The following is a 12,585-nucleotide window of genomic DNA, read 5'->3' as shown; positions in this document are numbered from 1 at the left end:
TGTCGGCATCGGGCTGGCCGTGGCGCGGCATGGCTGCTACATCGCCGGAAAGCAGGCAACGGAGGGCGAGGCATGATCCTTCTGGAACACGGGCCGCAGGGCCGTCCGGCGCTGTTCGAAGCTCCGCGCGAAACGGTTGTGGCGTGGGAAGCGGACGCGCTGGCGCCTGCACTGGCGCGGCTGGATGCGGCGCGGGCGGCGGGCGGCTGGATCGCGGGCTATCTGTCCTATGAGGCGGGTTATGCGCTGGAGCCGAAGCTGGCAACCCTGATGCCGGAAACCCGTGACCATCCGCTGCTGGCCTTCGGCGTTTTCGACGCGCCCGCGTCGGGTACGTCGATGCTGGAGGCTGCACGGTCTGCGGGCGGTGCCACACTTGCGCCGCTGAAGCCGATGATCAGCCGCGCCGACTATGGTGCCGCTTTCGACATGGTGGCGGCCTATATCGGCGCGGGCGATTGCTATCAGATCAATGAGACCTTCCCGATGGAAAGCCGCCTGACCGGCACACCGCTGGCGCTTTATGGCGCGCTCAGGGCGCGGCAGGCGGTGGGCTATGGGGCATATCTGGAGCTTGGCGCTGGCCCGGTCATCGTGTCGCGTAGCCCAGAACTGTTCTTTTCCACCACGGCCGCCGGGCGCATCGAAAGCCGCCCGATGAAAGGCACGGCCCCGCGCGGCACCGACCCCGAGGAAGACGCGGCCCTGGCAGAAGAGCTTTACCGCTCCGAAAAGGGCCGGGCCGAAAATCTGATGATCGTCGATCTGCTGCGCAATGACATCTCGCGCCTTGCCGAGGTCGGCTCGGTCAAGGTGCCCGAACTTTTCGCGGTGGAGGCTTTCGCTACCGTCCACCAGATGTCCTCGCGCGTCGTCGGGCAACTGGTCGAACCGCCTGCCATGGCGCGGCTGATGCCCGCACTTTTTCCCTGCGGGTCGATCACCGGGGCGCCGAAGATCCGCGCGATGGAGATCATCCGCGAGATCGAGCCTTTCCCGCGCGGCGTCTATTGCGGTGCGATCGGCTGGATGGCGCCGGATGGCGCCTCGGTCTTCAATGTGGCGATCCGCACGCTGTCGGTCTGGCCTGACAATCGCGTGATGCTGAACGTGGGCGGCGGTGTGGTCCACGATTCCACCGCGCAGGGTGAATGGGACGAAGCCCACTGGAAGGCGCGCTATGCTGCGGCGCTGGTCCTATGACGCCGCGCCTGATCGAAACGATGCTGTGGGACGGCACGACCTATCCGCGCCTGCCGCTGCATCTGGTGCGGTTGATCGGCTCTGCCGCGGTGCTGGGGTACACCTGCGACCCGACAGCGGTGCAGGAAGCTCTGCCCGCACCCGAGGGCGCGGCCCGCGTGCGTCTGACCCTTGGGCTGGCCGGAGACATCGAGATCACAGCGGCACCGCTGCCGCCAGCCGCGTCGCATTGGCGACTGGGGCTTTCAGCCACACGCCTCGACAGCACCGACCCCTGGCTGCGCCACAAGACCACGCGCCGCGCGCTTTACGACGCCACCCGCGCCGCGCTGCCTGAAGGCATCGAGGAAATGATCTTCCTCAATGAACGCGGCGAGGTCTGCGAGGGCACGATCAGCACGCTGTTCTTCGACCGGGGGCAGGGGATGCGGACGCCCCCGCTGTCCTGTGGCCTTCTGCCCGGCGTGCTGCGCGCTGAACTCGGTTGCCCGGAAGAAGTGTTGCATGCCGAAGACCTGCCGCATGTCAGGCTCTGGGCCGGGAATGCGCTGCGCGGGTTGATACCGGCGGTCTGGGTCGGGTGAGCAAAAATCCTGAGGAGGATTTTTGCAAATCCTTTGCGAAAGGATTTGCAAATCTTTTTGCAAAAGATTTGCCGCTCTGCCCGGATCTTGCGCCGGATGTCCGGGGTTGACTTGCCCCTTGGCGCGGTGTGTATCGGCGCATCGGATGAAGCCTCGGAAAAGGGGAGCGTGATGCACGCCTATCGCAGCCATACTTGTGCGCAACTCAACAAGGATCATGTCGGGCAGAATGTCCGTCTGGCCGGATGGGTGCATCGGGTGCGGGATCACGGCGGCGTGCTGTTCATCGACCTGCGCGACCATTACGGCGTGACGCAGGTGCTGGCCGACAGCGACAGCCCGGCCTTCGCGGACATCGAGAAGCTGCGTGCCGAATGGGTGATCTCGCTCGACGGCGTGGTGAAGGCGCGGGACGCCAGCCTCGTGAACCCGAAGCTCGCCACCGGCGAGATCGAGGTCTACATCAAATCCGTCCGCGTCTTGGGCGCGGTGGAGGGTGATCTGCCGCTGCCGGTGTTTGGCGAAACCGATTACCCCGAGGAAACCCGCCTCACCTACCGCTTCCTCGACCTGCGCCGCGAAAAGCTGCATGGCAACATGATGCTGCGTTCCAACGTCGTGCGCTCGATCCGCAACCGGATGTGGGATCAGGGTTTCAACGAATTCCAGACCCCGATCATCACCGCCTCCAGCCCCGAAGGCGCGCGCGACTTCCTCGTGCCGTCGCGGCTGCATCCCGGCAAGTTCTACGCCCTGCCGCAGGCGCCGCAGCAGTTCAAGCAGCTGATCATGGTGGCGGGCTTTGATCGTTACTTCCAGATTGCGCCCTGCTTCCGCGACGAAGACCCGCGCGCCGACCGCAGCCCGACCGACTTCTATCAGCTTGATATTGAGATGTCTTTTGTCGAGCAGGAAGACATCTTCGCCGCGGTGCAGCCGGTCATTCAGGGCCTGTTCGAGGAATTCCGCCCCGATTGCAAAGTGCCCTCCGACTGGCCGCGCATCGCCTACCGCGACAGCATGCTGTGGTATGGCAGCGACAAGCCCGATCTGCGCAACCCGATCCGGATGCAGGTGGTTTCCGATCACTTCAAAGGCTCGGGCTTTGCCGTTTTCGCCAAGCTGCTGGAGAATGAGGGCACCGAGATCCGCGCCATTCCGGCCCCGACCGGTGGCAGCCGCAAGTTCTGCGACCGCATGAATGCCTATGCGCAGAAAGAGGGCCTGCCGGGCATGGGCTATATCTTCTGGCGCGAGGGTGAAAATGGCGCGATGGAAGCCGCGGGCCCCTTGGCCAAGAACATCGGGCCGGAGCGGACCGAGGCGATCCGTCAGCAACTCGGCCTCGGCCTCGGCGATGCGGCCTTCTTCCTTGGCGGCAAGCCCGAGCAGTTCGAGGGCTTCGCCGGCCGCGCCCGCAACGAGATCGGGCGCGAGCTGAACCTTGCCGAAACCGATACCTTCCGTTTCGCCTGGATCGTCGATTTCCCGATGTATGAGAAAACCGACGACGGCAAGATCGACTTCAGCCACAACCCGTTCTCGATGCCGCAGGGCGGGATGGAGGCGCTGAATGGCGATCCGCTGAAGGTGCATGCCTATCAGTATGACCTTGCCTGCAACGGCTATGAACTGATCTCGGGCGGCATCCGCAACCACAAGCCGGAAATCATGTATCGCGCCTTCGAACTGGCGGGCTATCCGAACAGTGAAGTGGACAAGCGGTTTGGCGGTATGGTCAAGGCGTTCAAATATGGCGCTCCGCCCCATGGCGGCTGCGCGATGGGGATCGACCGGGCGGTGATGCTGCTGGCGGATGAAATGAACATCCGCGAGGTCATCATGTTCCCGATGAACCAGCGCGCCGAGGATCTGCTGATGAACGCGCCTTCGGAACCCACCAACGAACAACTGCGCGAACTGCGTCTGCGCGTGGTGCCGAAAGACGCCTGAGCGGGCATTGCAAATTCCTTGTGAAGGAATTTGCAAATCTTTCTGCAAAAGATTTGGCCCCGCCCCGGCGGGGTCTTTCAACAAGGGGCTGCCATGACTGCGATGTTCGACGCCTCCGTTCCAGTGTTCCTGCATTACCTCGACCGTCTGGCGGCCATGGTAGAGCGCACCGCCCGGCAGGAGCAGGTGCTGCAAGCCCGTCTCGCCCCCGACATGTTCACCGCCGCGCAGCAGGTGGCGACGGCGGCGGGCTTTGCCCTTCGGGTTGCCTTTCCTCTGGCCGGGGCCGCAGTGCCGGGGATCGAGGATCACGGGATGGACCGGATCGGCCTTGGCCGCCGTCTCGCAGCGGCAAGCCATGCGTTGCGCGGGCTGGAGCCTGCGGCCTTTGACGGGGCGGAAACCCGGCGCATCCGTCATCGCGCGGGCTTTGCCGAACTTGACCAGTCCGGCGCCGAATTCCTGCATTTGTTCGGCATGCCGAATTTCATGTTCCACGCCGCCATGGCTTTTGCCGTGCTGCGCCAGGAGGGGCTGGAGATCGGCAAGGCCGATTTTGACGGGCTGCATGACTATCCGCACGGCTTCCGGTTCTGACCGCTCGCGCGGAATTGTGCCGGTGCGCTGGGCGAAGGCTTTCAAAAGGCTGCGCGGCTTCTATCTTTCGGTGAGGTGCCTGTGCCAGACCGGAGAGTTCCATGTCCGAGGCCGACGATATTGCCGCTTTCCGTTATGGCTATGGTCTGCCCTTGCCAGAGGGTGCGCCGCGTGGCGCGGCTGAATTACTGAATGCATTGGCCGGGCCGGATACCGGGCAGGCCCTGTTTCCCGCCCCCGCGACACCTGAATTGCTTGCCTTGCATGAAACGGCGGTGAAGGCCCGTGCGGATGTGCGCAAGGGAACGGCCACGCGCAAGGAGTTTCGCAAACATCTCAAACGGGTGGAGCGTGAGGCCGAGGCGTTTTCGCGCCGGACATTCGCCCGTGCCCTTGCCTCGCCCGATGGGTTTCGGGAGCGGCTCGCCTGGTTCTGGGCTGATCATTTCACCACGGTTGCAAGGCTGCGCGAACATGTCGTTTTGACCGGCGATCTGGCGGAACGGGCGGTGCGACCGCATCTGGCGGGCCGCTTTACCGATATGCTGTTGGCGGCGGACCTGCATCCCGCGATGCTGCTTTATCTTGATCAAAGCAGTTCCATCGGTCCCGGCTCGGCTTTCGGGCAGCGCAAGGGGCGCGGACTCAATGAAAATCTGGCGCGCGAGGCGATCGAGCTGCATACGCTGGGCGTGGGGGCGGGCTATGCGCAGGACGATGTGCGGCAATTGGCGGAACTGCTGACCGGGCTGGGCTTCAAGCCCGGCGCCGGGCTGGTGTTCTATCCCCGCCGGGCCGAGCCGGGCGCGGAAGAGGTTCTGGGGCAAAGCTATGATGGCGAAGGCATGGCGCCGGTCCGCAGGGTGCTGGAGGATCTGGCCCACCATCCCGAAACCGCGCGTCACCTGTCGCGTAAACTCGCCACGCATTTCCTGACCGATACGCCGGATCCTGATCTGATCGAGCGGATGGCGGCGGCCTATCTGGCGCATGATACCGCGCTGCTGCCGGTGTATGAGGTCATGCTGTCCGATCCTTCGGCCTTTGCAGCGCCACGACAGAAGGCACGACAGCCGGTCGAATTCATCATCGGGTCGTTGCGCGCGCTGGAGGTCACGCCGGAACAGGTGATGACGATGCCGGCCAAACGCTTCGCTGATCTGCTGATCGCGCCGATGCGGCTGATGGGGCAGGAATGGGGGCGGCCGATCGGGCCGGATGGCTGGGCCGAGGAGGCGGCGGTCTGGATCACGCCGCAGGGGCTTGGCGCCCGCATCGCCTGGGCCATGGATACGCCGGACCGGCTGGGCCGGGCAGAGGGCGCCGATCCGCGGGGCTTTGTCCTTCGCGCATTGGGGAGCCTCGCGCCCGAGATGTTGCGGATTGCGGTCGCGCGGTCCGAGTCCACGCGTGACGGGCTGGGGCTTGTGCTGGCCTCGCCCGAATTCAACCGGCGCTGAGGAGGTGGCGATGCGTGATGTGACCCGGAGGCTTTTCCTGCGCGGCGGTCTGGCCGCGGCCTGTTCGGCGGCGGCACATCCCTTGCTGACCACGATGACTTTCGCGCAAGGCGCGGCGCAGCTTGGGGAAAACCGTCTCATCGTAGTGATTCTGCGCGGGGCGATGGACGGGCTGGATGCGGTGCAGCCGGTGGGTGACCCGCTGTTCGCACGGCTGCGGCCGAAGCTGGGCAGCGGGGCGGGCGTCTTGCCTTTGGACGGGTTGTTCGGGCTGCATCCGGCAATGGCAGGGCTGCTGCCATTGTGGAGCGCGGGGGAGCTGGCCTTTGTGCATGCGACCTCCACCCCCTACCGCGACAAGCGCAGCCATTTCGACGGCCAGGATATTCTTGAAGCCGGAACCGGGCTGGATGTGCCGGTGCCCGAGGTGCGCGATGGCTGGCTCAACCGCATGTTGCAGGCGGTGCCGGGGCTGAGTGCGGAAACTGCCTATGCGGTGGGGCGCGAGGCCTTGCCCCTGCTGGCGGGCGCCGCAGAGGTGCGGCGCTGGACGCCCGAGGTGACGCTGACCCTCAGCGCGCAAAGCCGCCTCCTGCTGGAACAGGTTTATCATGACGATGCACTGTTCCGCGATGCCGGGGGGGCGGCGATGGATCTGGCTGCCGAACTGGGCGGCGGGGGCATGGGCGCGGATATGCAGACGCCAGGGCGCTATGCCGATACCGAAATGCTCGCCCGGTTCGCCGCCGACCGGCTGCGCGGCGAGACGCGGATCGCGGCGTTTTCCCTGTCGGGCTGGGACACGCATCGCCGTCAGGGTACGGCCTTGCCGCAGCAGTTGCAGGGGCTGGAACGGCTGATCCTGACGCTGCGCGCCCAGATGGGCAGCACATGGGATCGCACCATGCTGCTGGCCATGACGGAATTCGGCCGCACCGTGGCCGAGAACGGCAGCGACGGCACCGATCACGGCACTGGCGGCGCGATGTTGATGGCGGGCGGCGCGCTGAAGGGCGGGCGGATCTATGGCCGGTGGCCTGGTCTTGCCGAAGAGGCGCTTTATGAACGGCGCGACCTGATGCCCACAAGCGATGTGCGCGGCTGGGCGGCCTGGGCGATGCGCGGGCTTTACGGGCTGGACCGGCGCGTGCTGGAACAGGCGGTTTTCCCCGGTCTCGACATGGGCGACGATCCCGGTTTCCTGCGCTAAGGCGGCCGTTGCCTTTGGCGCGGCCTCCGCCTAGGCTCTGGCCTGAGGTGGAGGTGGGCATGGTTGATCTCGGTCAGAAAATTCAGGGGTTTACAGCACCCGCGCATCCGGCGGGCACCGTTCTGGAGGGCCGCTATGTGCGGCTGGAGCCGCTGGAGGCCGAAGCGCATGCGGGTGACCTGTATCGCGCCTTCGCGGTGGATGACCGGCTGTGGGACTATCTGGGCTACGGCCCGTTTCCCGGCGCGGCGACCTATCACCGCTGGGTGAAGGATCACGAGGCCAGTCAGGACCCGGTGTTCCTTGCCCTGCGCAACCGGGCGACCGGACATTGCGGCGGCGTGGCGTCATTCCTGCGGATCGACCGGCCGAATGGCGTGATCGAGGTCGGTCATATCTGCATCGCACCGGAAATGCAGAAGACCCGCGCCGCGACCGAAGCGATGTTTCTGATGATGCAATGGGCCTTTGCGGCCGGGTATCGCCGCTATGAATGGAAGTGCAACGCGCTGAACATGCCGTCGCGCCGGGCGGCGCAGCGGTTTGGCTTCAGCTATGAAGGCGTATTCCGCCAACATATGATCGTGAAGGGCCATAACCGCGATACGGCGTGGTTTTCTGTCATCGACAAGGAATGGCCAGCGCTGCGCGAGGCGTTCAACGCCTGGCTGGCACCCGCGAATTTCGGCGCCGACGGGCAGCAGCGCGAAAAACTGTCAGATCTGACGCGGCTGACCCGGCCTGCGCGCGATCCCGCGCTGTAAGGCGCTTGCGAAGAAGGATATTGCCATGCGTTTGAAACCTGTCTTGTCTTTGGCCCTTGGTCTGCTGGCGTTGCCCGCCCATGCGGAAGACAGCCTGACGACGGTTGCCTATCGCTGCGATCGCGGCGCGCTGGTTCAGGCCACCTACATCAATACGGCAGAGAGCAGTTTTGCTGTCGTGGCCTTCGAGGCGCGGCAGATCGGGTTCACCATCGCGCGCTCCGGCTCTGGCGCGCGCTATGAAAGCGCCGATCCGGCCCAGCCCTTTGTCTGGTGGACGAAAGGGGACAGCGCAATGTTGCTGTTCGGGGCGGAGGATACCCCGATCTATTCCGACTGCGCCGCCGGATAGGGTGGAGAGCCAGCGCGGGGTGCGATCAGCGGTGCGACGGGTTTGGCCAGCCGCGTGGCCAGCAAGGCCGCAAGGCGCTGCCCGTCGGCGCCGGGGCGGCGCGCGGCACTTGCGACACGGGCCAACGGCATGTCGGCTGCACTGCGGGCCACACCTTCGACAAAGCCCGCGACATAGACACGTGCGCCGGGACGCACCCGCAGCATTTCGGCTGCGCGGGCCAGATCGTCGTGCAGGGCCAGCGGATCGGCGGGGTCGGGTGCCTCTGCAAGAGGCATCTGCACCGGCGGGGCACCAAGGCTGCGCCGGATCGCCGCGACGAAACCGGCCACCCCCACGACAGGCTTTTCCACAAACCCGTCGGCCCCGGCGGCCAGTGCCGCGCCGCGCCCAGCCGGATCGCCGCTAAATCCAAGGATCGCAGGACGGGGCCGCCCTGCGGCGCCAAGGCAAAGATCACGGATCAGCCCTTCGCCCCGCCCGTCCGGCAGGCCCAGATCCACCACCACCACATCGGGCCGATAGAGGCGCAGATGCGCCCGCGCGGCAGACAGCGTTTCGGCCCGCCGCATCCGTGCCCCGGCGCGCTGACAGATCAGCCGCAGCGCATCGCAGGCAAAGCGGCTGTCTTCGACCAGCAGCAGGGTCAACCCGTGTAACGGGGCATTGGCCCCTTCCGGGGGCGCAGGCAGGTGAAGCGGTTCTGACGGATCTGGCATGCGGGCCTCCCGGATACTGCCAGGTCCAGCCAAGCAGAAATTCCCTAACGGGCGGTGAATCGTGGACAGTCCCGTCGCAGCGGGGCAAGATCGGGCCATGACAGATCCGCGCATCGAAACATGGTATGAAACGCCGGGCCGCTGGCAGGCGGGGCTTCTGGATTTGCGCGCGCTGTTGCGCGAAACGCCGCTGGCCGAAAGCTTCAAATGGCGCGGCCCCTGCTATGACTGGCAGGGCGGCAATGTGGCGATGCCCTGGCGGATGAAGGAAAGCTTTGGCCTGTCGTTCTTCAAGGGGGTGCTGCTGGACGATCCCGACGCGCTTCTGGAGGCACCGGGGCCGAATTCGCGCTTCGTGCGGATGATGCGTTTCACTGATTGTGCGACGGTGGCCCCCGCCATGCCGGTGCTGCGCGGGTTTCTGGCGCAGGCTCTGCATCTGGAACAGACGGGGCAACAGGTGGTGCCGGAGCCAGGCGAGATTGACCTGCCGCCCGAGGTGCAGGAGGCGCTGGCCGATAACCCGGATCTGGCGGCGGCCTTCGATGCGCTGACACCGGGGCGGCGGCGTGGCTATCTGCTGCATTTCACACAGGCAAAGCAACCTGCGACGCGACTGGCGCGGCTGGCGAAATGGGCGCCGCGCATCCTCGCGGGCAAGGGAATGCACGACCGTTGACACACTGCGGCAAAGCCGCCCTTGCGCGCGGGCGCCGGTCACGGGATAAGCGGGCCGGGTAACGGGGTGGCAAGGCCCGCCGCCCGGACCCTACCGGCATCAGGCAGAGGAGAGCGCGAGGATGATCGGACGACTGAACCATGTGGCGATCGCGGTGCCGGATCTGGAAGCCGCCGTCGCGCAATACCGCGACACTTTGGGCGCCAATGTCCGCGCGCCACAGGATGAGCCCGATCATGGCGTGACCGTGGTATTCATTGACCTGCCGAATACCAAGATCGAACTGCTGTATCCGCTGGGCGAAAACTCTCCCATCGCGGGCTTTCTGGAAAAGAACCCGGCCGGAGGCATCCACCATATCTGCTATGAAGTGGAAGACATCCTTGCCGCGCGCGACCAGTTGAAGGCTGCGGGCGCGCGGGTGCTGGGCTCGGGGGAGCCGAAAATCGGTGCGCATGGCAAGCCCGTGCTGTTCCTGCATCCGAAGGATTTCAACGGCTGCCTCGTGGAACTGGAACAGGTCTGAGCCATGACGATCACCGCTGCCCTCATCCTGTTCGCCGTCACCTGGTTCATGGTGTTCTTCATCGTGCTGCCGGTGCGCTTCCGCTCGCAGGCCGAGGCGGGGGAGGTGGTGCCCGGCACGCCGAAATCGGCCCCGGCCGATCACATGGTAGGGCGCAAGGCGAGGATCACCACAATGATTACGGTGGTGATCTGGGGCGGACTGGTCTGGTTCATCACCAGCGGGCTGGTCAGCATCCGCGACATCGACGTGATGGGGCATATGCCGCCGCCTTCGGCGCTGGAACTGGAAGAGCAGCAGAAATAAGATAAGGTGGGCCATGCGAGGCCCGCCTTTTTCTTTCGGGGGACGGCCCACGGGGGCATCGAGCCCCCGCGTGCCGTCTGCCGCCCATGGCGTCAGCGCGCGCCGTTCAGCCGGTGAAACATATGGGTGAAAGTCGCGACGCCCAGCACGGGGATCACAAGGTTCACGAAGGGCACAGACAGCGGCGCGGCCATCAGCGTGCCCGCAAGCCAGATCGCCCCGTTGTGACGCGCCCGCAGCGCCTTGGCCCCCTTGCGCCCCAGACGACGCATGGCGACCAGCGTGAAATACTCGCGCCCCAGCAGAAACCCGTTCACCGCCCAGAAGACGACCGGCACCAGCGGCCCGGCGAAGGGATAAAGCAGCAGGGCAAGCGCATTGGCCAGCACCAGAAGGCCAAAGAAGTTCACCGCGTCGATCAGGCTGTCCGAAAGCTTCAGCCGGGGCACAGGGGGCAGGGCGGGATAATGGCGATCCTCGACTGCCTGCACCACGTCCTCCAGAAACAGGCCGGAAAACAGCGCAGCCACCGGCACCATGAGGAAGATCGACAACCCCAGCATCAGGAGCGCCGAGCCGATGGACAGCAGGGTATCCAACCCGCCCACCGGCCCGACCAGGGGAATATTGACCGAGGCGGGCGCCAGCCATTCGATCAGCCCCAGCATCCCGGCATAGACCCCGACCAGCAGCGCCAGCGCGAGGCCAACGCCCAGCAGCAGGACGCGACGAAAGCGCGGATCGCCGATCTGGCCCAGAGCGCGGGTGAAATCCGAGAAGATCATTCCACGATCCAGCGGGTCAGGGCGGCCACATCCGGGCGCGGGCGTTCGGGCGGTGCCGAAGTTTCAGTGCCGATATGCACGATCCCCGCCACGCTTTCCTGCGGGGCGAGGCCGAAGGCCGGTTCGGCAAAGCCGCGATCATGGCTGACCCAGCCCGTCAGCCAGCTTGCCCCCCAGCCCGCCGCCAGTGCCGCGTTGACCAGCCCCAGACAGACGCAACCGGCCGACAGGATCTGTTCCGCCTCTGGCACCTTGTCCTGCACCTTGGGGCTGGAGATCACCACGACGGCCAGATTGCCCTGATCGAACTGGCCGCGGCCCTTGGCAATGCGCTCGGCATTGCCGCCGGTTTCGCGCGCACGCGCCTCGGCCATGTCTGCCAGCCGCGCCATCGCGGCTTTGGTCAGGACCAGCAGGCGCCACGGCTCCAGCTTGCCGTGATCGGGCACGCGCAGCGCGGCAGTCAGCAGCGGCGCCAGTTCCTCGGGCGTGGGAACCGGCAGCGTCAGCGTCTTGGCCGGGCGCGAGCGGCGGGTCAACAGGAAATCCAGCGCGGCGGGGTTCGGGGTCATCGGTCGGTCCTTGAGCAGGTCATCGCGGCCAACATAGGGGGCGGACAGGGCAGGCGGAAGGGCGGGTGACGCCGTGAAGCCCCTTTATCGGCGCCATGGGAACCGCTAAACGGGGGGCAGACCCCGCCGCCAAGAGTGTTGCCATGAGCCAGTTGACCCGCCGTTCCCTGTTTGCCCTGTCTCTGGCCGCGACATTGGCGGCCTGCGGCGGGCGACGTCGGCGCGAGGAGCACCGCCCAGAAACCGCAAAGGGACCGGCCGAGATCAATCGCCTGATCGCGCATTATGCCCGTGTCTATGACGTGCCTGAAAACCTCGTGCATCGGGTTGTGAAGCGGGAAAGCAACTACAATCCCGCCGCGCGCAACGGGCCCTATTACGGTCTGATGCAGATCCTTCCGCAGACGGCCAGGACCATGGGCCATCGCGGCTCGGCGCAGGATTTGCTGGATGCGGATACCAACCTGAAATACGGGGTGAAATATCTGCGTGGCGCCTGGCTGGTGGCGCGGGGCAACCATGACCGGGCGGTCGGCTGGTATGCGCGTGGCTATTACTATGAAGCCAAGCGTATGGGCTTGCTGAAAGAGACCGGGCTGCGCAGCTGATGGCGCGGCATCGGGTGCCTGACCTCAGCGCCCGCGCGCTGCCCGGCGCAGAATTCGCCCTGCGCGTCACGCCTCGGGCCAGCCGCAATGCGCTGAGCGAGGATGATGGTCAGTTGCGTTGTCAGGTGACAGCCGTGCCCGAGGACGGGCGGGCCAATGCGGCGGTGACCGAACTTCTGGCCACGGCGCTGGGCGTTGCGAAATCGCGCCTGACGCTGGTGCGCGGCGTGACCGCGCGCGACAAGCTGTTCCGGCTCGACTGAACCC

Annotated in this window: 16 protein-coding genes; 13 read left to right on the top strand and 3 right to left on the bottom strand. The window is 65.9% G+C overall.

The window, feature by feature from the left end:
- Positions 1 to 72: 72 nt before the first annotated feature.
- From D2N39_RS02410 to D2N39_RS02375, 8 genes are all read left to right on the top strand, one after another.
- Complete coding sequence (locus D2N39_RS02410; RefSeq protein WP_119133180.1) at positions 73 to 1,203, top strand: aminodeoxychorismate synthase component I; 1,131 nt, start codon at positions 73 to 75, stop codon at positions 1,201 to 1,203.
- Positions 1,200 to 1,787 (top strand): aminotransferase class IV family protein, encoded by a 588-nt coding sequence (locus tag D2N39_RS02405; protein WP_233557030.1) that lies wholly within the window; start codon positions 1,200 to 1,202, stop codon positions 1,785 to 1,787. The genes D2N39_RS02410 and D2N39_RS02405 overlap by 4 nt, the downstream gene beginning before the upstream one ends.
- Before the next feature lie 171 nt (positions 1,788 to 1,958).
- Complete coding sequence (gene aspS, locus D2N39_RS02400) at positions 1,959 to 3,740, top strand: aspartate--tRNA ligase (RefSeq protein ID WP_119133344.1); 1,782 nt, start codon at positions 1,959 to 1,961, stop codon at positions 3,738 to 3,740.
- 93 nt (positions 3,741 to 3,833) lie between these two features.
- Positions 3,834 to 4,337 (top strand): DUF1993 family protein, encoded by a 504-nt coding sequence (locus D2N39_RS02395; protein WP_147373432.1) that lies wholly within the window; start codon positions 3,834 to 3,836, stop codon positions 4,335 to 4,337.
- A gap of 101 nt (positions 4,338 to 4,438) precedes the next feature.
- Complete coding sequence (locus tag D2N39_RS02390) at positions 4,439 to 5,797, top strand: DUF1800 domain-containing protein (RefSeq protein WP_119133178.1); 1,359 nt, start codon at positions 4,439 to 4,441, stop codon at positions 5,795 to 5,797.
- Positions 5,798 to 5,807: 10 nt separating this feature from the next.
- Positions 5,808 to 7,007, top strand: a complete 1,200-nt coding sequence (locus D2N39_RS02385) for a DUF1501 domain-containing protein (RefSeq protein ID WP_119133177.1) — start codon at positions 5,808 to 5,810, stop codon at positions 7,005 to 7,007.
- 59 nt (positions 7,008 to 7,066) lie between these two features.
- Positions 7,067 to 7,771 carry a GNAT family N-acetyltransferase gene (locus tag D2N39_RS02380; RefSeq protein WP_119133176.1) on the top strand — a complete coding sequence of 235 codons (705 nt, stop codon included), beginning with the start codon at positions 7,067 to 7,069 and terminating at the stop codon, positions 7,769 to 7,771.
- A gap of 25 nt (positions 7,772 to 7,796) precedes the next feature.
- Entirely contained in the window at positions 7,797 to 8,123 is a 327-nt protein-coding gene (locus D2N39_RS02375; protein WP_119133175.1) for an MliC family protein, read from the top strand.
- On the opposite strand, the gene D2N39_RS02370 is transcribed toward D2N39_RS02375, so the two are convergent.
- Positions 8,099 to 8,842 carry a response regulator gene (locus tag D2N39_RS02370; protein WP_119133174.1) on the bottom strand — a complete coding sequence of 248 codons (744 nt, stop codon included), beginning with the start codon at positions 8,840 to 8,842 and terminating at the stop codon, positions 8,099 to 8,101. The genes D2N39_RS02375 and D2N39_RS02370 overlap by 25 nt on opposite strands.
- Before the next feature lie 97 nt (positions 8,843 to 8,939).
- Here D2N39_RS02370 and D2N39_RS02365 point away from each other — a divergent pair, with 97 nt between their 5' ends.
- The 3 genes from D2N39_RS02365 to D2N39_RS02355 all read left to right on the top strand — a co-directional run bounded on the left by D2N39_RS02365 (position 8,940) and on the right by D2N39_RS02355 (position 10,353).
- Positions 8,940 to 9,521, top strand: coding sequence for a YdeI/OmpD-associated family protein (locus D2N39_RS02365; protein ID WP_119133173.1), 582 nt, complete (start codon positions 8,940 to 8,942; stop codon positions 9,519 to 9,521).
- A 121-nt stretch (positions 9,522 to 9,642) separates the two neighbouring features.
- A complete protein-coding gene (mce, locus tag D2N39_RS02360) occupies positions 9,643 to 10,047 on the top strand; it encodes a methylmalonyl-CoA epimerase (RefSeq protein ID WP_119133172.1) in 405 nt (134 codons plus the stop codon).
- A gap of 3 nt (positions 10,048 to 10,050) precedes the next feature.
- Positions 10,051 to 10,353, top strand: coding sequence for a DUF1467 family protein (locus tag D2N39_RS02355; protein WP_119133171.1), 303 nt, complete (start codon positions 10,051 to 10,053; stop codon positions 10,351 to 10,353).
- A 92-nt stretch (positions 10,354 to 10,445) separates the two neighbouring features.
- Here the strand turns inward: D2N39_RS02355 and D2N39_RS02350 are convergent, their stop codons facing one another.
- Together D2N39_RS02350 and D2N39_RS02345 are read right to left on the bottom strand one after the other, a co-directional pair.
- Entirely contained in the window at positions 10,446 to 11,135 is a 690-nt protein-coding gene (locus D2N39_RS02350; RefSeq protein WP_119133343.1) for an EI24 domain-containing protein, read from the bottom strand.
- Positions 11,135 to 11,710: a nitroreductase family protein gene (locus D2N39_RS02345; RefSeq protein ID WP_119133170.1), complete on the bottom strand. Its 576-nt coding sequence runs from the start codon at positions 11,708 to 11,710 to the stop codon at positions 11,135 to 11,137. The genes D2N39_RS02350 and D2N39_RS02345 overlap by 1 nt, the downstream gene beginning before the upstream one ends.
- 143 nt (positions 11,711 to 11,853) lie before the next feature.
- Between D2N39_RS02345 and D2N39_RS02340 the strand changes: the two genes are divergently transcribed.
- The gene (locus D2N39_RS02340) at positions 11,854 to 12,318 is read left to right on the top strand and encodes a lytic transglycosylase domain-containing protein (protein ID WP_119133169.1); all 465 of its coding nucleotides are present in this window, start codon (positions 11,854 to 11,856) and stop codon (positions 12,316 to 12,318) included.
- Entirely contained in the window at positions 12,318 to 12,581 is a 264-nt protein-coding gene (locus tag D2N39_RS02335) for a DUF167 domain-containing protein (RefSeq protein WP_119133168.1), read from the top strand. The genes D2N39_RS02340 and D2N39_RS02335 overlap by 1 nt, the downstream gene beginning before the upstream one ends.
- Positions 12,582 to 12,585 lie beyond the last annotated feature (4 nt).

This window comes from Gemmobacter lutimaris (assembly GCF_003570715.1).
In the GTDB taxonomy this organism is placed as follows: domain Bacteria; phylum Pseudomonadota; class Alphaproteobacteria; order Rhodobacterales; family Rhodobacteraceae; genus Gemmobacter; species Gemmobacter lutimaris.
This window is presented reverse-complemented; position numbering and strand designations above follow the sequence as displayed.

Excerpts from the sequence above, each read along its gene's own strand:
- D2N39_RS02410 (WP_119133180.1), top strand. The coding sequence starts at position 73 with ATGATCCTTCTGGAACACGGGCCGCAGGGCCGTCCGGCGCTGTTCGAA.
- D2N39_RS02405 (WP_233557030.1), top strand. The coding sequence starts at position 1,200 with ATGACGCCGCGCCTGATCGAAACGATGCTGTGGGACGGCACGACCTAT.
- aspS (WP_119133344.1), top strand. The coding sequence starts at position 1,959 with ATGCACGCCTATCGCAGCCATACTTGTGCGCAACTCAACAAGGATCAT.
- D2N39_RS02395 (WP_147373432.1), top strand. The coding sequence starts at position 3,834 with ATGACTGCGATGTTCGACGCCTCCGTTCCAGTGTTCCTGCATTACCTC.
- D2N39_RS02390 (WP_119133178.1), top strand. The coding sequence starts at position 4,439 with ATGTCCGAGGCCGACGATATTGCCGCTTTCCGTTATGGCTATGGTCTG.
- D2N39_RS02385 (WP_119133177.1), top strand. The coding sequence starts at position 5,808 with ATGCGTGATGTGACCCGGAGGCTTTTCCTGCGCGGCGGTCTGGCCGCG.
- D2N39_RS02380 (WP_119133176.1), top strand. The coding sequence starts at position 7,067 with ATGGTTGATCTCGGTCAGAAAATTCAGGGGTTTACAGCACCCGCGCAT.
- D2N39_RS02375 (WP_119133175.1), top strand. The coding sequence starts at position 7,797 with ATGCGTTTGAAACCTGTCTTGTCTTTGGCCCTTGGTCTGCTGGCGTTG.
- D2N39_RS02370 (WP_119133174.1), bottom strand. The coding sequence starts at position 8,842 with ATGCCAGATCCGTCAGAACCGCTTCACCTGCCTGCGCCCCCGGAAGGG.
- D2N39_RS02365 (WP_119133173.1), top strand. The coding sequence starts at position 8,940 with ATGACAGATCCGCGCATCGAAACATGGTATGAAACGCCGGGCCGCTGG.
- mce (WP_119133172.1), top strand. The coding sequence starts at position 9,643 with ATGATCGGACGACTGAACCATGTGGCGATCGCGGTGCCGGATCTGGAA.
- D2N39_RS02355 (WP_119133171.1), top strand. The coding sequence starts at position 10,051 with ATGACGATCACCGCTGCCCTCATCCTGTTCGCCGTCACCTGGTTCATG.
- D2N39_RS02345 (WP_119133170.1), bottom strand. The coding sequence starts at position 11,710 with ATGACCCCGAACCCCGCCGCGCTGGATTTCCTGTTGACCCGCCGCTCG.
- D2N39_RS02340 (WP_119133169.1), top strand. The coding sequence starts at position 11,854 with ATGAGCCAGTTGACCCGCCGTTCCCTGTTTGCCCTGTCTCTGGCCGCG.
- D2N39_RS02335 (WP_119133168.1), top strand. The coding sequence starts at position 12,318 with ATGGCGCGGCATCGGGTGCCTGACCTCAGCGCCCGCGCGCTGCCCGGC.